Origin of the sequence: Magnetospirillum fulvum (genome assembly GCF_900108475.1) — a bacterium.
In the GTDB taxonomy this organism is placed as follows: domain Bacteria; phylum Pseudomonadota; class Alphaproteobacteria; order Rhodospirillales; family Magnetospirillaceae; genus Phaeospirillum; species Phaeospirillum fulvum_A.
In genome coordinates this window covers 295,930-315,432 of record NZ_FNWO01000002.1, presented here as the reverse complement: position 1 = coordinate 315,432, position 19,503 = coordinate 295,930, and the positions used below count along the sequence as shown (strand labels likewise).

The 19,503-nt window shown below is 64.4% G+C and carries 17 protein-coding genes and 1 riboswitch; of the genes, 11 read left to right on the top strand and 6 right to left on the bottom strand.

Annotated features, from left to right (window positions below):
* Nucleotides 1-59: 59 nt before the first annotated feature.
* A complete protein-coding gene (locus BLW40_RS03710) occupies nt 60-1,772 on the bottom strand; it encodes a stimulus-sensing domain-containing protein (RefSeq protein ID WP_425283697.1) in 1,713 nt (570 codons plus the stop codon).
* Complete coding sequence (locus BLW40_RS03705) at nt 1,711-2,409, bottom strand: response regulator transcription factor (protein WP_074765639.1); 699 nt, start codon at nt 2,407-2,409, stop codon at nt 1,711-1,713. The genes BLW40_RS03710 and BLW40_RS03705 overlap by 62 nt, the downstream gene beginning before the upstream one ends.
* A 75-nt stretch (nt 2,410-2,484) precedes the next feature.
* A riboswitch (cobalamin riboswitch) is annotated at nt 2,485-2,708 on the top strand.
* A gap of 89 nt (nt 2,709-2,797) precedes the next feature.
* Between BLW40_RS03705 and BLW40_RS03700 the strand changes: the two genes are divergently transcribed.
* The 6 genes from BLW40_RS03700 to grxC all read left to right on the top strand — a co-directional run bounded on the left by BLW40_RS03700 (nt 2,798) and on the right by grxC (nt 6,400).
* Nucleotides 2,798-3,451 carry an energy-coupling factor ABC transporter permease gene (locus BLW40_RS03700; RefSeq protein WP_074765637.1) on the top strand — a complete coding sequence of 218 codons (654 nt, stop codon included), beginning with the start codon at nt 2,798-2,800 and terminating at the stop codon, nt 3,449-3,451.
* The gene (locus BLW40_RS03695; protein ID WP_074765635.1) at nt 3,448-3,723 is read left to right on the top strand and encodes an energy-coupling factor ABC transporter substrate-binding protein; all 276 of its coding nucleotides are present in this window, start codon (nt 3,448-3,450) and stop codon (nt 3,721-3,723) included. The genes BLW40_RS03700 and BLW40_RS03695 overlap by 4 nt, the downstream gene beginning before the upstream one ends.
* Entirely contained in the window at nt 3,720-4,454 is a 735-nt protein-coding gene (gene cbiQ, locus BLW40_RS03690; RefSeq protein ID WP_074765633.1) for a cobalt ECF transporter T component CbiQ, read from the top strand. Before BLW40_RS03695 ends, cbiQ begins: the two co-directional genes overlap by 4 nt.
* Nucleotides 4,442-5,233, top strand: a complete 792-nt coding sequence (locus BLW40_RS03685) for an energy-coupling factor ABC transporter ATP-binding protein (RefSeq protein ID WP_074765631.1) — start codon at nt 4,442-4,444, stop codon at nt 5,231-5,233. Before cbiQ ends, BLW40_RS03685 begins: the two co-directional genes overlap by 13 nt.
* Nucleotides 5,230-5,967: a ComF family protein gene (locus BLW40_RS03680; RefSeq protein ID WP_074765630.1), complete on the top strand. Its 738-nt coding sequence runs from the start codon at nt 5,230-5,232 to the stop codon at nt 5,965-5,967. Before BLW40_RS03685 ends, BLW40_RS03680 begins: the two co-directional genes overlap by 4 nt.
* Before the next feature lie 166 nt (nt 5,968-6,133).
* Complete coding sequence (grxC, locus tag BLW40_RS03675; RefSeq protein WP_074765629.1) at nt 6,134-6,400, top strand: glutaredoxin 3; 267 nt, start codon at nt 6,134-6,136, stop codon at nt 6,398-6,400.
* Nucleotides 6,401-6,537: 137 nt separating this feature from the next.
* Here the strand turns inward: grxC and BLW40_RS03670 are convergent, their stop codons facing one another.
* The 4 genes from BLW40_RS03670 to BLW40_RS03655 all read right to left on the bottom strand — a co-directional run bounded on the left by BLW40_RS03670 (nt 6,538) and on the right by BLW40_RS03655 (nt 12,137).
* The gene (locus BLW40_RS03670; RefSeq protein ID WP_074765627.1) at nt 6,538-7,470 is read right to left on the bottom strand and encodes an L-lactate dehydrogenase; all 933 of its coding nucleotides are present in this window, start codon (nt 7,468-7,470) and stop codon (nt 6,538-6,540) included.
* A 199-nt stretch (nt 7,471-7,669) separates the two neighbouring features.
* Entirely contained in the window at nt 7,670-9,664 is a 1,995-nt protein-coding gene (gene rpoD / locus BLW40_RS03665) for an RNA polymerase sigma factor RpoD (protein WP_074765625.1), read from the bottom strand.
* An 82-nt stretch (nt 9,665-9,746) separates the two neighbouring features.
* On the bottom strand, nt 9,747-11,615 hold the full coding sequence (gene dnaG / locus BLW40_RS03660) for a DNA primase (RefSeq protein ID WP_074765623.1): 1,869 nt from the start codon (nt 11,613-11,615) through the stop codon (nt 9,747-9,749).
* Between the two features lie 63 nt (nt 11,616-11,678).
* Nucleotides 11,679-12,137, bottom strand: a complete 459-nt coding sequence (locus tag BLW40_RS03655) for a GatB/YqeY domain-containing protein (protein WP_074765621.1) — start codon at nt 12,135-12,137, stop codon at nt 11,679-11,681.
* Nucleotides 12,138-12,422: 285 nt separating this feature from the next.
* On the opposite strand from BLW40_RS03655, the gene carA reads away from it, so the two are divergent.
* From carA to BLW40_RS03630, 5 genes are all read left to right on the top strand, one after another.
* Entirely contained in the window at nt 12,423-13,628 is a 1,206-nt protein-coding gene (carA, locus tag BLW40_RS03650) for a glutamine-hydrolyzing carbamoyl-phosphate synthase small subunit (RefSeq protein ID WP_139305476.1), read from the top strand.
* Between the two features lie 38 nt (nt 13,629-13,666).
* Entirely contained in the window at nt 13,667-16,924 is a 3,258-nt protein-coding gene (carB, locus tag BLW40_RS03645; protein WP_074765619.1) for a carbamoyl-phosphate synthase large subunit, read from the top strand.
* Between the two features lie 65 nt (nt 16,925-16,989).
* Nucleotides 16,990-17,463, top strand: coding sequence for a transcription elongation factor GreA (gene greA, locus BLW40_RS03640; protein WP_074765617.1), 474 nt, complete (start codon nt 16,990-16,992; stop codon nt 17,461-17,463).
* Nucleotides 17,464-17,562: 99 nt separating this feature from the next.
* On the top strand, nt 17,563-18,807 hold the full coding sequence (locus tag BLW40_RS03635) for an AAA family ATPase (RefSeq protein WP_074765615.1): 1,245 nt from the start codon (nt 17,563-17,565) through the stop codon (nt 18,805-18,807).
* Between the two features lie 7 nt (nt 18,808-18,814).
* Nucleotides 18,815-19,453 (top strand): RloB family protein, encoded by a 639-nt coding sequence (locus tag BLW40_RS03630; protein WP_074765613.1) that lies wholly within the window; start codon nt 18,815-18,817, stop codon nt 19,451-19,453.
* Nucleotides 19,454-19,503: the final 50 nt, after the last annotated feature.

Below are 19,503 nucleotides of genomic sequence, written 5' to 3'. Positions count from 1 at the left end.
CCTCGCGGATAATGGTTCGAACGGATATTAGGGCGGTTGCCCCGGGAATGGAATAATCCTTAGCGTTGTGAAGCAACACCCGCGCCGGTGTCGGGCAGATCGACGGTGAAGCGCGCCCCGCCGCCCGGGCGGTTCTCGGCGCGAATGCGGCCGTTATGCGCCTCGACGATCTGGCGCGAAATCGACAGGCCCAACCCGGAATGGGTGCCGAACTTTTCGCCCTCGGGCCGTTCGGAGTAAAAGCGGTCGAAGATCGCGTCCAGCTTGTTGTCGGGAATGCCGGGACCGTCATCCTCGACGACGATGCTGACCCAGCCGCCGTTGCGTTCGGCGGTCAGGTGGATCGCGCCACCCGGTGGGCTGAACGACATCGCGTTGGCGATCAGGTTACGCAGCACCTGGACCAGCCGGGATTCGATCCCATTGACGATCAGCGGATCGCCGGGGGGCCGGTCGAGGGTAAAGGTCGGCCCCGTCTCGCCACCGGTGACCCGATAGACGTCGGCCAGGGCGTCGAGCATCGCCGCGACCGCGACCGGAGCGCTTTCGGCCCGCGACATCTCGGCGTCGATCCGCGAGGCGTCGGAAATATCGCTGATCAACCGGTCGAGCCGCCCGACATCGTCCAGCACAATCGCCATCAGACGGCGGCGCTGGTCGGGATTGTCGATCCGGGCGGCGGTCTCGACCGCCGAGCGGAGCGAGGTCAGCGGGTTCTTGATCTCGTGGGCGACGTCGGCGGCAAACGCCTCGATCGCGTCCATCCGCCGCCACAGCGCCTCGGTCATCTCCTTCAGCGCCACCGACAATTCGCCGATTTCGTCGCCGCGCCGCGACAGATCGGGGATCAGCAACGTGCGGCCCTGGCCGTGGCGGACCCGCTCGGCGGCCAGAGCCAGCCGCCGGATCGGCCGGGCGATCGTGCCTGCCATATACAGCGACAGAGCGATGGTCAGGCCGAGCGCGACGGCGAAGACCTGAAAGATGGCAAGGCGGACCTGGAACAGAGCGCGGGTGACGTTGGTGCCGTCGGCGGTGATCAGCACCGCGCCGCCGACCTGCTTGTAGCGCTGGACCGGCACCGCGACCGACAGGACCAGACCGCCGCCCGAACGGGTGCGGACCTGGGCTCCGCTGCGGCCGTCGAGCGCGGTGGCGACTTCGGCAAAATCGCTGGCGCGGGCGCGGGGCCGGTCGCGGTAGAGCGGCAAAGCGCGGTCGAAGCGCATCCAGTGCGCGGTACGCTCCCACCATTGGCGCACCTCGTCGGACCAGTTCGGCTCACGGGGCGGCGGCAGCATCTCGACATGGACGACGCCGTTGGCCCCCAGGCGGAAGCGCGAATCCGCCACCAATTCGCCGTCCGAGCCAAACAGCCGGACCCGCAGTTTGGCCGGTTCGGCCAGACGGCGCACCATCTGGCGGGCGGTGTCGGCGTTGAATTCCAGCCCTTCGATCTCGCCTTCGACCAGCGCGCCTTCGCCGACGGCGGCGGCGACCATCTCGGCCTGGGTCGCCAGCCCCTCCAATTCAGAGCGGATCAGCGCCTGTTTGTAGCGGTCGAGATAGAGCAGACCGCCGACTAGCACCACCGGAGCCAGCAAATTGACCGCGAGAATCCGACGGGTCAGCGGCGAGGCGAGCAATCGCCAGCGCGGCCAACGGCGGCGGGTCTCGACCGGTGCGAGCGGGACGTCGCCCCCGGCCGCCTCACTCTTCACGATAGCGGTACCCGACGCCGTACAGGGTCTCGATCTGGGCGAAATCGTCATCGACCTCGCGGAACTTTTTACGCAGCCGCTTGATGTGGCTGTCGATGGTGCGGTCATCGACATAGATCGATTCGCCATAAGCGGCGTCGATCAACTGGTCGCGGCTTTTGACATGGCCGGGCCGGGCCGCGAGCGATTTCAGCAGCAGGAACTCGGTGACGGTGAGATCGACCCCGGCTCCGTTCCAGGTGCAGACGTGGCGGGCGGGATCGAGCACCAGCGGCCCCCGCGTGATCACCTCGCCCGCCGGTTCGTCGGGACCGGCGGCATTGGCCTCGAGACGGCGGATCAGGGCGCGAATCCGCTCGATCAGCAGCTTTTGCGAGAACGGCTTCTTGATGTAATCGTCGGCTCCCATCCTGAGGCCGAGCAATTCGTCGATCTCGTCATCCTTCGAGGTCAGAAAGATCACCGGAATCGAGGATTGCCGCCGCAACCGCTGCAACAGTTCCATCCCGTCCATCCGCGGCATCTTGATGTCGAGCAGGGCCAGATCGGGCGGCTGGGCGGTCAGGCCGCGCAATGCCTCGGCCCCGTCGGTATAGGTCCGCACCTTGAAGCCTTCGGCTTCCAGGGCCATCGAGACCGAGGTCAGGATGTTGCGGTCGTCATCGACCATCGCGATGGTATGGGTCAAAAGGAGTGCCTCCGCTCGGACGTTCGGCTACCAGGATAGCAGGACGATACGGGTTTGCATCGGGATCGTGGCGAAATTATAGTGACCGATGATGGTTCCCTGCCGGTCACGATCCCGGCAGGGTGAAAATGGGAACACGGTACGGCCCCGATCCGGGACCAAAGCCGGGACTGCCCCCGCAACTGTAAGCGGAGAGGGTCCGACCCCGAAGGCCACTGGCTCCCTTGTGCGGGCTGGGAAGGCAGGGTCGAATCCGACGACCCGCAAGTCAGGAGACCTGCCATCACGAGAGTCGTCGCGAGCCTGCCGGACGGGGTGTGCCGGGAGGTTTGAACCAGGGTCCGTTTCGCGACGACAGCGATCTCTCGACGAACGGAGTCTGCCCGCTATGCATATTATGGAAGGTTTTTTACCTGCGGCTCATGCCGTGGCCTGGAGTTGCGTTGCCGTCCCCTTTGTCGCGGCGGGCGCATGGAAGCTGAAGAAAATCGTCGTCGAGCGCCCCGAGGCGCGGCTGCAACTGGCCGCCGCCGGGGGATTCGCCTTCGTTTTGTCGGCCCTGAAACTGCCCAGCGTCACCGGATCGTGCTCGCACCCCACCGGCACCGGCTTGGGCGCGGTGCTGTTCGGCCCCTCGGTGATGGCGCTGCTCGGCTCGATCGTGTTGCTGTTCCAGGCCCTGTTGCTGGCCCATGGCGGCCTGACCACGCTTGGCGCCAACATCGTCTCGATGGCGGTGGTCGGCCCCTGGGTCGCCTATGGCCTGTGGCGGGCCTCGACCGCGCTGGGCTTGCCGATGGCCGTCGGCATCGCGCTGGCCGCGACGCTGGGCGATCTCGCCACCTATGTCGTCACCTCGGCCCAATTGGCCCTGGCCTTCCCTGACCCGGTTTCGGGCTTTGTCGGCGCCTTCGGCAAATTCGCCGGGATCTTCGCCCTGACCCAGGTTCCGCTGGCAATCGCCGAAGGTCTGGTTACCGTCGTCGTGATCAACGCCCTGGTCGGGCGCGGCTTCCTCAAGACCGAAGGGGTGAAGGCATGAACGCCCGTCTCAATTATGCTCTGATCGGTCTCGCCGTGCTGATCGTCGCCGCGCCGCTGGCGCTGACCCCCAACGCCGAGTTCGGCGGCACCGACGATGCCGCCAAGGATGCCGTCGCCGCCGCCAATCCGTCCTATGTCCCCTGGGCCGAACCTTTGTGGGAGCCGCCGGGCAAGGAAGTCGAAAGCCTGCTGTTCGCGCTTCAGGCGGCGATTGGGGCCGGTCTGGTCGGCTATGCCATCGGACGTCGTCACGGTCGCGGCGAACGGTGAGCCTCGCCATCGACCGGCTGGCGCAATCCAGCCGGTGGCGGCGACGCTCGACGACGGAAAAGGCGGTTCTGGCCCTGGGCCTGTTGGCCCTGGCGCTGGCTTTGCCCCCCTGGCCGGGAGCGGTCCTGGTGCTGCTTGTTACCTGGACCGCCGCTTTGGCCGGAGCCCGGATCGGCTGGCGCGACTGGCTTAGGCTGGTCGCGGCACCGCTGGGCTTTGCCCTGACCGGGGCGGCGGCGCTGGCGGTCGAGATCGGCCCGGACGGGGTGGCTCTCGCCCGCGACGGCGGCAGGGCCGCGCTTTCCGTGATCCTGCGCGCGGCGGCGGCGTTGTCCTGCCTGCTGCTGCTCGCCGTCACCACGCCTGCCCCCGATCTGGTGCGGGGGGCTCGCCGGTTGGGTCTGTCGCCCGAAATCACCGAAATGGCTCTGCTGATCTGGCGGTTTCTGTTCCTGCTGCTGGAGTCCGCGATCGCGATCCGCCACGCCCAGGAGGCGCGGTTGGGCTGGCGCGGCTTTCGCCGTTCGATCCGCTCGTTGGGATTGCTGGTGGCGCTGCTGCTGCCCCGCGCGCTCGACCGGGCGAGACGGCTGGAAACCGGGCTGGCGGCACGCGGCTTCGACGGCTCGTTGCCGATGCTGTCGCCCCGCCAGACGGTATCCACGTATTTTATCGCCGCCACGCTGGGGCTTCAGGCGGCGGTGCTGGGGGTTGGTCTATGGTGGAGTTAAGTCTGGAGGCCTGCGGGCTGGTCTTTTCCTGGCCCGGCGGGGGGCGGGCGCTCGACGGCCTCGACCTCGCGGTGCGGCGCGGGCGGCGGCTGGCGGTGCTTGGCCCCAACGGTGCTGGCAAGAGTACCCTGTTGCTGCATCTCAACGGCACGCTGCGGCCCGAAGCGGGCGAGGTCCGGGTCGATGGCGCCGCCCCCGGCTATGGCCGTGCCGCCCTGGCCGGGTGGCGCAAGCGGGTCGGGCTGGTGATGCAAGACCCCGACGATCAAGTGTTCGCCGCCACCGTCGCCGAGGATGTCTCGTTCGGGCCGCTCAATCTCGGCCTGTCCGAGGCCGAAGCGGCCATGCGGGTGGCCGAGGCGCTGGACGCGCTCGGCATCGCCGATCTGGCCGAGCGCGCCACCCACCACTTGTCGTTCGGACAGAAAAAGCGGGTGGCGATCGCCGGAGCGTTGGCGATGCGGCCCGAGGTGCTGTTGCTCGACGAGCCACTGGCCGGGCTGGATCATCGCGGCGGAATGCTGCTGCAAGGGGTTCTGGCCCGATTGGCCGAGGCGGGAACCACCCTGGTGCTGACCACCCACGACGTCGATCTGGCCTATGCCTTCGCCGACGAGGTGGCGCTGTTTTCGAACGGACGGACACTGCGCCAGGGCGAGGCCGCCGCCGTGCTGGGCGACCGCGCCTTGACGGAAGCGGCCGGGCTGGAAACGCCGTTGCTGCTTGAGCTGGGCGTCCGCGACCGCGCCGAGGCGCTGGCCCGGTTCGGGCGGCGATGAGCCTGATCGGGCCGATCCGGCAGGGTCTGCGCGTCCTCCTCGACGCGATCCTGCCCCCGGTCTGTCTGCGCTGCCAGACCCTGGTGGCCGATCCCGGCACGCTGTGCCCGGAGTGCTGGGGCAAGATCGCCTTTGTCTCGGCGCCGCTCTGCGCGGTGTGCGGGCGGCCGTTCGAGATCGATCCGGGGGCACAGATGGTGTGCGGCGCGTGTCTCGCCACACCGCCCCGTTTTGCCCGCGCCCGCGCCGTGCTGCGCTATGACGACGAGACGAAGCCGCTGATCCTGCGCTTCAAGCATGGCGACCGGCTGGAGGGAGCCCCGGCCTTCGCCCGCTGGCTCGCCCGCGCCGGGGCCGACCTGCTGGCCGACGCCGATTTTCTGGTCCCGGTGCCGCTCCATCGCTGGCGGCTGGCGGCGCGGCGCTATAATCAGGCGGCAGTGCTGGCCCAGGCGTTGGCCCCGCTGGCGGGACTCGAATCCGTGCCCGATCTGCTGGTCCGCCGCCGTCACTCACCGTCGCAGGGGCATCTTGGCCCCGATGCCCGCCGCCACAACGTCGCCGGGGCGTTCGAGTTGCCGCCGCGCCACCTTGACCGCGTCAAAGGTCGCCGGATCGTGCTGATCGACGATGTGATGACCACCGGGGCCACCGTCAACGAATGCGCCCGTGTCCTGCTGCGCGGCAAAGCCGCGGCGGTCGATGTCCTGACACTGGGTCGGGTCGTGCGCTAAATATATCCCCCTCGCCGGGCGTGCCCTCCGGGCACTTGGCCGCGGCCGCAATGGCCGCAACCGCATCGTGCGTCATGCATGACACACGATGCGCTAAAGGACTCTGGTCAAATCGGCCCGCCGACCTCATATATCGATCAATCCACCCCTAACCACCCCGGGGATCATGACTGAAATCGATATCTACACCACCAGAGTGTGCCCCTATTGCGTCCGGGCCAAGCAATTGTTCAAGCGCAAGGGCGTTGCTTACACCGAAATCGACGTCAGCAACGACGAAGCCTTGCGCAACGCGATGGTCGAGCGCGCCGGAGGTCGCCGCACCGTGCCGCAAATCTTCATCAACGGCCACCATGTCGGCGGCTGCGACGATCTGTACGATCTCGACCGCAAGGGCGGCCTCGACCCGCTGCTGGCGGGCGCGGCGGAATAATACCGGCCGGGAGGCCCCGCCTCCCGGCCCCTCCCCTCGATTTTCTCACATCAATCACAGGGGTGTTTGCGGGCTCGCCCGCAAGCGGGCCAGGGCGGCAGCCCGGTCGCGACAGCGACACTCCCCCCCACACGGCCTTACAGTTTGACGCTGTCGGCGGCTTCGCGCAGCACCAGGGCCGAGCGGCGCAGCGCTCCCCGTTCCTCGTCCGAAAACGCGGGATTGAGGGTTTCCAGCACGCCGCCAGCCCCGACGATCCGCGGCAGCGACAAGGTAACGTCGGCGATCCCCTCGATCTCGGGGGTCAGCGCCGACACCGACAGCAGCAGGCGCTCGTCCTTGTTGATAGCGCGGATAATCCGGCTGAGACCGGCCCCGATGCCGAACCAAGTCGCGCCCTTGCCGTCGATGATGCGATAGGCGGCGCGGCGGACCGATTCGTCGATGGTGGCCCGCGCCGCGTCGTCGAGCGGGCGGCCAAGCTGGGCCGCGACTTCGGCCACCGGAATTCCGCCCGCCGTCGCCCCCGACCACCACAGCACTTCGGAATCGCCGTGTTCGCCCAGGACATAGGCATGGACCGAGGTCGGCGAAATCCCCAGATGCTCGGCCAGCAAGGCACGGAAGCGGGCGCTGTCGAGGATGGTGCCCGATCCGAACACCCGTCCCGCCGGCAAGCCCGACAGGCGGGCGACGATATCGGTGACGACATCGACCGGGTTCGAGGCGACCAGCAGGACCGCGTCCGGAGCATTATCGAGGACGGCGGGGACGATCTGGCGGAACACGGCGGCGTTGCGTTCCAGCAGGTCGAGACGGCTGTCGCCCGGCCGTTGCGCCGCTCCGGCGGCCAGCACCACCACCTGCGACCCGTCCAGATCGGCATAGCCCCCGGCGCGGACCCGCGACGACCAGGCGAAGGGGGTGGCGTGCTGGATGTCCTGGGCCTGGGCCTCGGCCAGCTTGGTGTTGAGATCGACCAGGACGATGTCGCTGGCGGTTCCCTGGAGGACCAGGGCATAGGCGGCGGTGCTTCCCACCGCGCCCGCTCCGACGATGCCGACTTTCATGTGCGTCGTTCTCCCGTTTCAGGCGTTGACCCGTATTGTAGGCCAGCCCCGCAAGAGGGGGAAGACGATGCTGAGACATTTACCGCGACGGGGGGATAATGACTTAATCGGTAACATACGGTCGGAATAAAACAAAAGCGAAGGAGAGAGGCTCTCCTTCGCTTTGCCGGACATGCCTTATTTAGGCTGCATTTCCACGCTAGGTATCGAGGAAGCTCCGCAGCTTGCGCGAACGCGACGGATGCTTCAGCTTGCGCAGCGCCTTGGCTTCGATCTGACGGATACGTTCGCGGGTGACGCTGAATTGCTGCCCGACCTCTTCGAGGGTGTGGTCGGTATTCATGCCGATGCCAAAGCGCATCCGCAGCACCCGCTCTTCGCGGGGCGTCAGGCTGGCCAGCACGCGGGTGGTGGTTTCGCGCAGGTTGGCCTGGATCGCGGCATCGAGCGGCAGCACCGCATTCTTGTCCTCGATGAAGTCGCCGAGGTGGGAATCCTCCTCGTCGCCAATCGGGGTTTCGAGCGAAATCGGCTCCTTGGCGATCTTCAGCACCTTGCGGACTTTTTCCAGCGGCATGCTGAGCTTTTCGGCCAGCTCTTCCGGGGTCGGCTCGCGGCCGATCTCGTGCAGCATCTGGCGCGAGGTGCGGACCAGCTTGTTGATCGTCTCGATCATGTGGACCGGGATGCGGATGGTGCGGGCCTGATCGGCGATCGAGCGAGTGATCGCCTGACGAATCCACCACGTCGCATAGGTCGAGAACTTATAGCCGCGGCGGTATTCGAACTTATCGACCGCCTTCATCAGGCCGATATTGCCTTCCTGGATCAGGTCGAGGAATTGCAGGCCACGGTTGGTGTATTTCTTCGCGATCGAGATGACGAGGCGGAGATTAGCCTCGATCATTTCCTTCTTGGCCTTGCTGGCCTCGCGCTCGCCCCTCTGCACCGTCTGGACGATGCGACGATATTCGGTGATCGGCAGCCCGGACTCGCCCGAAATCCGCGAAATGGTGGCGCGGATATCGGCGATCTCGGTGGCGTGGCGGGCCGAGAATTCTTTCCAATGCTTGCCGCGCACCGCGACATGCTCGACCCAATTGGGGGCCAGTTCCGAGCCGTAATAGGCGTCGAGGAAGTCGGGACGCTTGATCCGGCAGGATTCGGCCAGACGGAGCAGGCGGCCTTCCTGGGTCATCAGGCGACGGTTGATCCCGTTCAACTGCTCGACCAGATGTTCGATCCGGGCATTGTTGAGGTGAATGCCCTGCATCAGCTTGATCAGCTCGGTCTTGAGCTTGTCGTATTTCTTTTCGATCGCGGGGGTGGCGGCCTCGCCCTTCGACAAAGCGGCGAGGCGCTGTTCCTGGACCTTCTCCATCTTCTGATGGGTGGCGGCGATCGCCTGGAAGGTCTCCAGCACCTGGGGCAGCAATTGCAATTCCATCGCGGCGAGCGAAATCGAGTTTTCCTCGCCTTCCTCGGCTTCGCCCTCGCCCTCGACCTCGGGCAGCGCGGGGTCGCGCTCTTCGCCTTCGACGACGGGGGCGGCGGGATCGCCCGGCTCGGTCGGCTCGGCCGGACCGCGCTCCAATTCCTCTTCGGACAATTCGCCGCCGGGACCGGCGCCATAGGTGGCGTCAAGGTCGATGATGTCGCGCAGCAGCATCTTGCCCTCGACCAGGGCGTCGTGCCACTCGACGACGGCGCGCAGCGTCAGCGGGCTTTCGCAGATGCCGCCGATCATCATGTCGCGACCGGCTTCGATCCGCTTGGCGATGGCGATTTCGCCCTCGCGGCTCAGCAGTTCGACCGAGCCCATTTCGCGCAGATACATCCGGACCGGATCGTCGGTGCGGCCCAGATCCTCTTCGTCGACGTTGCCCGCGCCGGAATAGCCCTCGGTCTCGGTGGCTTCTTCCTCGCCCTCGGGCTGGGCCTCTTCGCCGTCTTCGCTTTCGACGACGTTGATGCCCAGTTCCGACAGCATCGCCATCGTGTCCTCGATCTGCTCGGACGAGACTTCCTCGGGCGGCATGGCGGCGTTCAGTTCGTCATAGGTGACGTAGCCGCGCTCCTTGCCGCGCGCCACCATCTTCTTGACGGCGACCCCCAGGGTGTCGAGCAAAGGCCCATCCATCGACTCGTCCTGGTTCTCCGAGACTTCCGCCGTATTCGTCGATTTGGTCGCCATGAAAACCGTTACTCCTGAAGTCTCCGGCCCCGTCCCCCCGACGACGCCGAACCGGCCGGGGCGAGAGCCCCTGACCTTTATTTTATTCCGTCCGGGACGGTGGGGCCTCGGTCCCCGCCGCCTCGTCGTCGCGGGCCGATGCCGAGCGTTCCTGCCGTTTGACCGCCTGGAAACGGGTCCAGGCCGCCGGCGACGCCTCTTCAGCCAGCCGCGCGTTGGCCTCGCTCACGTCTGCCTGCAAATCCTTGCGGGTATAGCGGTGGTAGACATCGTTCCAGAGAGCCCGCGCGTCCTCGATCCTGTCATAGCCACGGACCGAGTGCATTCGCCGTTCGCTCGCATCCAGCAAGGACTCCAGAACCGGGGATAATCCATCCGCCCGTAGATGGGCGGCAAGCTCGTCCGCGTCAAGCCCGCGCCCGGTCCCAAGGTGCTTTAGAATCCCGCGTCGAAGGTTGTCAAGCGACTCATTTGAAAACAAGCATCGTCCCAGCTCTTCGTGAATCGGCTCGACCAGCCCCGGATTCGCCAAGGCAAGGGCCAGCATCACCCGTTCCTGCCGTTCGTAGGGGGGCCGCAGCCCCGAAGGCGCGCCGACTCCGACCAGCCGTCCGTCCTGACCGCGCATCCGCCCCGGCTGGGCCCGGCCGCCCTTGCCGGTCCACGGCAGGGGCGCGGGCCGCGGCGGACGGAACGCCTGCCACAGCCGGTCGCGAAAGGCCCGGACGTACTGCCAGCGCACCGTTTCGTCGGCAATGGACATTGCACGGTCCATCAGGGCCTGTTCCAGCGCAGCCCGACGTTCCGGGGTGTCGATGGCGCGGCCCTCGGCCTCCAGCCGCCACACCGCCTCGACCAGCGGACGCGCCTGCTCCAGCACCTGGGTCATCGCCGCCCCCCCCCGGTCGCGCAGCAGCGAGTCCGGATCGTCGCCGCCGGGCAGGATCGCGAAGCGCAGGCTGTGCCCCGGCTTCAACAGCGGAAAGGCCCGCTCCAGCGCCCGGCCCATCGCCCGCTGACCGGCGCTGTCGCCGTCCAGGCACAGGGTCGGCTCGGGAGCGAGACGCCACAATTCCTCGATCTGCGCCTCGGTCACCGCCGTTCCCAGCGGCGCGACGGCATGGGTGAAGCCCGCCTGATTGAGGGCGATCACGTCCATATAGCCTTCGACCACCACCACCGCGCCCCGGTCGCGGGCGGGCTGACGGGCCAGGGCCAGCCCGAACAGGACGTGCCCCTTGTGGAACACCGGGGTCTCGGGCGAGTTCAGATATTTCGGCTGACCGTCGCCCAGGGTGCGGGCGCCAAAGCCGATCACCCGGCCGCGCCGGTCGGTGATCGGAAAGATCACCCGGCCGCGGAAATAATCGAAGGCGGCACCGCCGCCTTCGGGGCGACGCAACAACCCGGCCTCGACCAGCAGGCTTTCCGGCAGGCTGGCACTCATCAGCGACGAGCGCAACGCTTCGCGCGCATCCGGTGCCCAGCCGAGACGGAAGCGGGCAATCGTCTCGTCGGTCAGCCCGCGCCCGCGCAGATAGGCCAGTCCCTCGCGCCCGCCCGGCTTGCGCAGATTGGCCTCGAACCAGGCGCAGGCGGCTTCCAGCGCCTCGTGCAGCCCGGCGCGGCGGGTCTCGCGGGCACGCTCCTCGGGGCTGGCGCGCGGTACCTCCAGCCCGGCCTCGGCCGCCAGCCGCTCGACCGCCTCGGTAAAGGGCAGGTTCGAGATCCGCATCTCGAAGCCGATGACGTCGCCATGCGCCCCACAGCCGAAGCAATGGAAAAAGCCCTTGTCCTCGTTGACGGTGAAGGACGGGCTTTTTTCGTTATGGAAGGGGCACAGGCCGGAATGTTCGCGGCCCTTGCGGGTCAGCTTGACCCGCCGCCCGATCACCGACACCAGAGACAGGCGGGTCCGCAGCTCTTCGAGAAAGGACGGGGGAAAGGCCATCGGGCCGGTGTCCTGCTGTTGCCGCCGCTGAAAGACCGGGGAAAGACGACGGACTGCGCCCGGTCAGCCGCCCAGGGCCGACTTTACCACCACGCTGGCGCGGGAAAAATCCATCAGACCGGCATGGCGCTCCTTGAGCGCGGCCATCACTCTCCCCATGTCCTTGATACCGGTGGCACCGATATCGGCGATCACCGCCCGGATCGCTTCGGCCACTTCGTCGGCGTTCATCTGACGGGGAAGGAAGCGTTCGATGATAACGATTTCCTCGGCTTCCCGTTCCGCCAGTTCCAACCGCCCACCTTGTTCGTAGATGGTAATGCTCTCGCGCCGCTGCTTGATCATCGACTGGAGCATCTGGAGGATCTCCGTGTCGGGGATGCCATCGGCCAGCCCGTTCGGCCGCGCCGCAATGTCCCGATCCTTCAGCGCCGCCAGGATCAGCCGCACCGTCGACACCGTGCGGGCGTCCTTGCCCAGCATCGCCGTCTTCAGCGCATCACTCAACTCCTGCCGCAGCATCGCATCCCCCTGTCAGCCGTTCCAATCCCCCTATTCGCGGGAAAGGGAACAAGCTAGCGCAAATCGGCCCCGAAGGAAAGTCCTGCACCCCCGGGCCAAACAGTTGAAATCTTGTGGATTTTACCCGGACACGGGAAGGCTTGACTTCCCTCCTGGCCCTCTTTATAAGCCCCGCAACCACCTGCCGCCGACCGGGCGCACCCTGCCCAACTGTTCCCCGGGCATCCCGCGCGTTGCGAGATGATCCGGCGCTTGTCTGCGGCCGCGCCAGACGAAGGAACCATCATGCCGAACCTTGACGCCTCCGCACTCAGCCCCACCGGCGAGGGGCCGGGTATCGTTGCGACGCGCCCGCCGGGTGCCACCGGGGTTCTGGTCCTGGCCGACGGCACCGTGCTGTGGGGCAAGGGAATCGGCGCGACCCGCAGCCAGGTCGGCGAAGTGGTGTTCAACACCGCGATGACCGGCTATCAGGAGACGCTGACCGATCCGTCCTATGCCGGGCAGATCATCACCTTCACCTTCCCGCATATCGGCAATGTCGGCACCAATCCCGAGGATCTGGAAACGCTGACCCCCGCCGCCCGCGGCCTGATCCTGCGCGCCGACATCACCCAGCCCGCCAACTGGCGCTCGGCCAAGCCGCTCAACGACTGGCTGATCTCGCACGGGATCAGCGGCCTGTGCGGCATCGACACCCGCGCCCTGACCCGCCGCATCCGGACCCACGGCGCCCCCAACGGGGTGGTCGCCCACGCTCCCGACGGTCAGTTCGACCTGCCCGCGCTGGCCAAGATCGCCGCCGAATGGCCCGGCCTGAAGGGAATGGACCTCGCCCGCGAGGTGACCTGCGCCCAGTCGCACGTCTGGACCGAGACCGAGTGGGATCTGCGCAACGGCTATGGCCAGCAGACCGAACCGAAATTCCACGTCGTTGCCGTCGATTTCGGGGCCAAGCGCAACATCCTGCGCTGCCTCGCCGCGTCGGGCTGCAAGGTGACGGTGCTGCCCGCCGAATCCACCGCCGAGGACGTGTTGCGCCACCAGCCGGACGGGGTGTTCCTCTCCAACGGTCCGGGCGACCCCGCCGCGACCGGCCGCTATGCCGTGCCGATGATCCAGGGCGTACTGAACGCCGGAACCCCGATGTTCGGCATCTGCCTCGGCCATCAGATGCTGGCGCTGGCGCTGGGCGCCAAGACCTTCAAGATGGACACCGGCCATCGCGGCGCCAACCATCCGGTCAAGGATCTGGCGACCGGCAAGGTCGAGATCACCAGCCAGAATCACGGCTTCGTCGTCGATGAGGACTCGCTGCCGGCCGGAACCGCCGTCACCCACCGCTCGTTGTTCGACGGCTCGGTCGAAGGCATCGCCGTCGCGGGCAAGCCGGTCTTCTCGGTCCAGTACCATCCCGAGGCCAGCCCCGGCCCGCAGGATGCCCATTACCTGTTCGAGCGCTTCATCGAGACGATCGCCGCGTCGAAATAGTGTCTGTCTGAATTAAGAAAACCCGGGAACCCGCCGCCATGCCCAAACGTACAGACATCAAGTCCATTCTCATCATCGGCGCCGGACCGATTGTCATCGGCCAGGCCTGCGAGTTCGATTATTCCGGGGTTCAGGCGTGCAAGGCGCTGAAGGAAGAGGGCTACCGGGTCATCCTGGTCAATTCCAACCCGGCGACGATCATGACCGATCCCGGGCTGGCCGACGCGACCTATGTCGAGCCGATCACCCCCGATTTCGTCACCCGCATCATCGAGAAGGAGCGTCCCGACGCCCTGCTGCCGACGATGGGCGGCCAGACCGCGCTCAACACCGCGATGAAGCTGGCCGACATGGGCGTGCTCGAGAAGTACGGCGTCGAGATGATCGCGGCCAAGCGCGACGTCATCGCCAAGGCCGAGGACCGGCTGCTGTTCCGCGACGCGATGGACAAGATCGGGCTGGACAGCCCGCGTTCGCGGCTGGTCCGCACCCTGGCCGAAGCGCGCGAGGCGATGCCGATCATCGGGCTGCCCGCGATCATCCGCCCCAGCTTCACCCTGGCCGGGACCGGCGGCGGCATCGCCTATAACGTCGCCGAGTACGAACAGATCGTCGCGGGCGGTCTTGCCGCCAGCCCGGTGCACGAGGTTCTGGTCGAGGAATCCGTCCTCGGCTGGAAAGAGTACGAGATGGAGGTCGTCCGCGACCGCAAGGACAATTGCATCATCATCTGCTCGATCGAGAACGTCGATCCGATGGGAGTGCATACCGGTGACTCGATCACCGTTGCCCCGGCGCTGACCCTGACCGACAAAGAATACCAGATCATGCGTAACGCCTCGATCGCGGTGCTGCGCGAGATCGGGGTCGATACCGGCGGATCGAACGTCCAGTTCGCGGTCAATCCCAAGGACGGCCGGATGACCGTCATCGAGATGAACCCGCGCGTGTCGCGCTCGTCGGCGCTGGCGTCGAAGGCGACCGGCTTCCCCATCGCCAAGATCGCGGCCAAGCTGGCGGTCGGCTACACCCTGGACGAGTTGGCCAACGACATCACCGGGGTCACCCCGGCCTCGTTCGAGCCGACGATTGATTACGTCGTCACCAAGATTCCGCGCTTCACCTTTGAAAAGTTCCCCGGCGCCGATACCAACCTGACCACCTCGATGAAGTCGGTCGGCGAGGCGATGGCGATCGGCCGCACCTTCCAGGAAAGCCTCCAGAAGGGCCTGCGCTCGATGGAAACCGGGCTGACCGGTCTCGACGATGTCGAAATCCCCGGCTCGAACGCGGGCGACATGAAGGACGCGGTGAAGAAGGCGCTGGCCCAGCCGCGCCACGACCGCATCCTGGTGATCGCCCAGGCGTTCCGGCTTGGCCTCACCATCGACGAAGTCCATTCCGCCTGTTTCTACGACAAGTGGTTCCTGGGTCAGATCAAGGGCATCATCGATGCCGAGGAAGAGGTCCGCGCCCACGGCCTGCCGATCGACGCCCCCGGCCTGCTGCGGCTGAAGAAGATGGGCTTCTCCGATCAGCGCCTGTCGCAGCTGTCGGGCAAGACCCTGACCGAGACCGCGTTCCGCCGCGAAGTGTTCAACGTCAAGCCGGTCTATAAGCGGATCGACACCTGCGCCGCCGAGTTCCCCTCGTCCACCGCCTATATGTATTCCTGCTACGAGGGCGACGGGGTCAACCCGGCGGAATGCGAATCCGAACCGACCGGCCGCGACAAGGTGGTGATCCTGGGCGGCGGGCCGAACCGGATCGGCCAGGGCATCGAGTTCGATTATTGCTGCGTCCATGCCGCCTATGCCCTCGAAGAGGCCGGCAAAGAGACCATCATGGTCAATTGCAACCCGGAAACGGTCTCGACCGATTACGACACCTCGGACCGGCTGTATTTCGAGCCGCTGACCGCCGAGACGGTGATCGACCTCGTCAAGGTCGAGCAGCGCAACGGACGGGTGCTGGGCTGCATCGTCCAGTTCGGCGGCCAGACTCCGTTGAAGCTGGCCCACGCGCTGGAACAGGCCGGGATTCCGATCCTGGGCACCAGCCCGGATTCGATTGATCTGGCCGAGGACCGCGAGCGCTTCCAGCATCTGTTGCAGGATCTCAACCTGAAGCAGCCCGCCAACGGCACCGCCCGCTCGCTCGACGAGGCGAAGGTGATCGCCGAGCGGATCGGCTATCCGGTGGTGATCCGCCCCAGCTTCGTGCTGGGCGGCCGGGCGATGCAGATCGTCTATGACAACGAAGCGCTGGAACGCTACATGCGCGAAGCGGTGGTGGTGTCGGGCGACAATCCGGTGCTGATCGACCTGTATCTGAAGGACGCGATCGAGATCGACGTCGATGCGCTGTCGGACGGCACCCAGGTCTATGTCGCCGGGATCATGCAGCATATCGAGGAAGCGGGCATCCATTCGGGCGATTCCGCCTGCTCGCTGCCGCCCTATTCGATCGACCACGCCACCATCGAGGAATTGGAGCGTCAGACCGTCGCCCTGGCCAAGGCGCTGGGCGTCATCGGTTTGATGAACATCCAGTACGCGATCAAGGACGGGGTGGTTTACATCCTGGAAGTCAATCCGCGCGCCTCGCGCACCGTCCCCTTCGTCGCCAAGGCCACCGGCGTTCCGATTGCCAAGATCGCGGCGCGGGTGATGGCGGGCGAGACGCTGGCTTCGTTCGGCCTGACCACCCGCCCGGTGATGAAGCATGTCGCGGTCAAGGAAGCAGTGTTCCCGTTCGCCCGCTTCCCCGGCGTCGATATCCTGCTTGGGCCGGAAATGAAATCGACCGGCGAAGTGATGGGGATCGATTCGGACTTCGCCCGCGCCTTCGCCAAAAGCCAGCTTGGGGCCGGAACCAACCTGCCGATCGAAGGCGGCGTGTTCCTGTCGGTCAAGGAAGGCGACAAGCCCTCGATGGTCGATATCGCCCGCCGCCTGCTGGGGATGGGCTTTACCGTGATGGCGACCGAGGGAACCGCCCGTTACCTGCGCGAGCACGGCATCCGCGACATCGGCATCCTCAACAAGGTGCTGGAGGGGCGGCCGCATTGCGTCGATGCGATGCTGAACGGGCAGATCCATCTGGTGGTCAACACCACCGAGGGAAGTCAGGCGGTCAAGGACAGCTTTTCGATCCGCCATACCGCGCTGATGAACAACATTCCGCACTACACCACCGTGGCGGGTGCACGTGCCGCGGTCGAGGCGATCGAAGCGCTTCGGTGCGGCACACTTGATGTAGCGCCGTTGCAGTCGTATTTTGGGTCTTCGTTCTAGGGAGCGGCTAGGATGCGGCAGCCAGGGGGCACCGCCATACGGTCCCGTCTGACCGGGGTTTGTTAATGGAAAAAATCCCTATGACTCCCGCCGGGCTGGCCCAGCTGGAGGATGAATTACGGACACTCAAGACGATTGAGCGTCCGGCCGTGATTCGTGCGATCGCAGAGGCGCGCGAACATGGCGATCTGTCGGAAAACGCCGAGTATCATGCCGCGCGTGAACGCCAGAGCTTTATCGAAGGGCGCGTCGCCGAGTTGGAGGACGTCATCTCCCGCGCCCAGGTGATCGACGCCTCGACCCTGACCGGGGATCAGGTGCGCTTCGGCGCTACCGTGACCCTGGCCGACGAGGATTCCGACGACGAGGTGGCCTATACCATCGTCGGCGCCCACGAGGCCGACATCAAATCCGGCAGAATGTCGGTCCAGTCTCCGCTGGCCCGCGCTCTGATCGGCAAACATGTCGGCGATGCCGTCGAGGTCACCACCCCCGGCGGGTCGAAATCCTACGAGATCGTCAACGTCCGCTTCGGCTGACCGGAGAGACGGAAGGAACCGACTAAGCTTTCTTTTTGCTGGAATCCTGCAAATCACCTCCGTAAAATGCACGCCTGTGCATTCGGAGGTGATTTTGTCATGCTGCTACGCTTCCGGGCCAAAAATCACCTTTCCCTCCGAGATGCCGAAGAAATTTCACTGGTTGCATCGACAGCTATTGATGACGATCCAGATGGATTGATCGCCTGCCCAGCAATCCATGGTCATGTACTTCCGGTCTCGGTGATTTATGGCGCCAATGCCTCGGGTAAAAGCAATTTTATCCAGGCACTTCGCTTCATGTGCTCCGCAGTCCTTTTCTCACACAGCAAATGGGATCCAGGTGGGATTGTTCCCAGGCACACATTCGCGCTTGACCCCGAACTTCGGTCAACTCCAAGCCAATTCGAAATCGACTTCGTCGTCGAAGGCGTGCGCCACCATTACGGTTTCATCGCCACCGATGACACTTTTACCGCAGAATGGCTGTTTGCCTTCCCTAAAGGGCGTCGCCAAATTTTATTTGACCGAAATGAGCAGAAATTTGATTTCGGAAGAAATCTAAAAGGGAAAAACAAATCTATTGAAGAAGTCACTAGACCTAATAGCCTCTTCATATCTGCTGCCGCTCAAAATAACCACCAAACAATTTTGCCGATAATCAGCTTTTTCCGTTCAATTTATGGCGTAACGACTGTATCGGCATCCCCGGCGCATGTTTCAAATGCGCTGCAAAACGCAGAGATGGATCAGCGCGTCATTCACTTTCTTTCTCAAATGGACACTGGCGTTACATGCCACACAAAGATTGACATAGATATTCCCGATGAGATGCGAAATTTTGAAAATGAAGTTACTCTCGCCGCTAAAAAAGCGGGAGTTGACATTCAGATAGGTAAACACAAACATATTATTAAACTTGGACACAATACACGCGACGGGAGCACAGCTTTTTTTAATCTTGACCAAGAAAGCGAAGGGACACGCCGCCTCCTCATACTAATGACGTCCGTTTTTAATTCCCTTGATAACGGATCACCTCTCGTAATAGATGAGCTTAACGCAAGCCTTCACACCTTGGCATGCGAGTCTATCTTGGGCTTGTTTAACTCTTCATCTACAAACCCACGAGGTGCGCAATTGATTGCCACTACTCATGACACCAATCTATTACGGTCGGCTCACTTACGCCGGGATCAGGTGTGGTTTGCGGAAAAGGATCACGACGGCGCAACGCACATTTATCCATTGACCGACATGCGTACACGCAAGGGCGATAATTTAGAAAAGGGGTATTTACAAGGTCGCTTCGGCGCAGTTCCGTTTTCTGGCCCTATGCCCTAAAGGTCAAATGATGGCACGGGATCGCTCTTTTTCACTCAAACGCAAACCGGCGATTCGTGACCCCAAGCATCGTTTTTTCATTTTCTGTGAAGGTGAAAACACCGAATACGCTTATTTTTCGGCACTCAAACGTGATTTTCCTGGCGCATTGATTGAACTAAAAATAATTGCGCCAGCAGGCGCTGCGTACACCTGTGCTGAAAAAGCAACCAGCGCTGTCCACAAGCGTGGATACGCTCGAGATTCATTCGAAAAAAACGATCAAATTTGGGCCGTGTTTGATAGAGATGAGACTGACCGTTACCAGGATGCCGTGTCCTTATGTCAGCGCTCTAATGTTGGGATCGGACGATCCAATCCTTGCTTCGAAATTTTTCTGATTTTGCATATCGAAAATTTCAACAAAGACTGCACAACACGTGATGTCGAACGATATCTTCAGAAAATTCACCCAGCCTACAACGCTGACCGAAAGAAGATACCGGACTGTCAGGCATTGGTTAAAGAGATCGAAATAGCGGAACGCCGCGCGGAGGACCAATTAGCAGAGCGAGACCGGGAGGGAAATTCTTTTGGCGCACCATCGACTACCGTCTTTCTTTTGACACGGGCAATCCGCTCTGCTGCAAAAAAATCGGCGAGGTGATTGTATAGGGAAGTTTCCCAAAATCTACGCTGTCCAAAAGGCACTTGTGT

Bases quoted from the DNA above. Each gene is read 5' to 3' on its own strand.
- BLW40_RS03655 (WP_074765621.1), bottom strand. From the start codon at position 12,137: ATGCTGCGGCAGGAGTTGAGTGATGCGCTGAAGACGGCGATGCTGGGC.
- carB (WP_074765619.1), top strand. From the start codon at position 13,667: ATGCCCAAACGTACAGACATCAAGTCCATTCTCATCATCGGCGCCGGA.
- BLW40_RS03635 (WP_074765615.1), top strand. From the start codon at position 17,563: ATGCTGCTACGCTTCCGGGCCAAAAATCACCTTTCCCTCCGAGATGCC.
- BLW40_RS03670 (WP_074765627.1), bottom strand. From the start codon at position 7,470: ATGAAAGTCGGCATCGTCGGAGCGGGCGCGGTGGGAAGCACCGCCGCC.
- greA (WP_074765617.1), top strand. From the start codon at position 16,990: ATGGAAAAAATCCCTATGACTCCCGCCGGGCTGGCCCAGCTGGAGGAT.
- BLW40_RS03695 (WP_074765635.1), top strand. From the start codon at position 3,448: ATGAACGCCCGTCTCAATTATGCTCTGATCGGTCTCGCCGTGCTGATC.
- BLW40_RS03680 (WP_074765630.1), top strand. From the start codon at position 5,230: ATGAGCCTGATCGGGCCGATCCGGCAGGGTCTGCGCGTCCTCCTCGAC.
- BLW40_RS03700 (WP_074765637.1), top strand. From the start codon at position 2,798: ATGCATATTATGGAAGGTTTTTTACCTGCGGCTCATGCCGTGGCCTGG.
- carA (WP_139305476.1), top strand. From the start codon at position 12,423: ATGCCGAACCTTGACGCCTCCGCACTCAGCCCCACCGGCGAGGGGCCG.
- rpoD (WP_074765625.1), bottom strand. From the start codon at position 9,664: ATGGCGACCAAATCGACGAATACGGCGGAAGTCTCGGAGAACCAGGAC.
- BLW40_RS03710 (WP_425283697.1), bottom strand. From the start codon at position 1,772: ATGACGATTTCGCCCAGATCGAGACCCTGTACGGCGTCGGGTACCGCT.
- dnaG (WP_074765623.1), bottom strand. From the start codon at position 11,615: ATGGCCTTTCCCCCGTCCTTTCTCGAAGAGCTGCGGACCCGCCTGTCT.
- grxC (WP_074765629.1), top strand. From the start codon at position 6,134: ATGACTGAAATCGATATCTACACCACCAGAGTGTGCCCCTATTGCGTC.
- BLW40_RS03685 (WP_074765631.1), top strand. From the start codon at position 4,442: ATGGTGGAGTTAAGTCTGGAGGCCTGCGGGCTGGTCTTTTCCTGGCCC.
- BLW40_RS03630 (WP_074765613.1), top strand. From the start codon at position 18,815: ATGATGGCACGGGATCGCTCTTTTTCACTCAAACGCAAACCGGCGATT.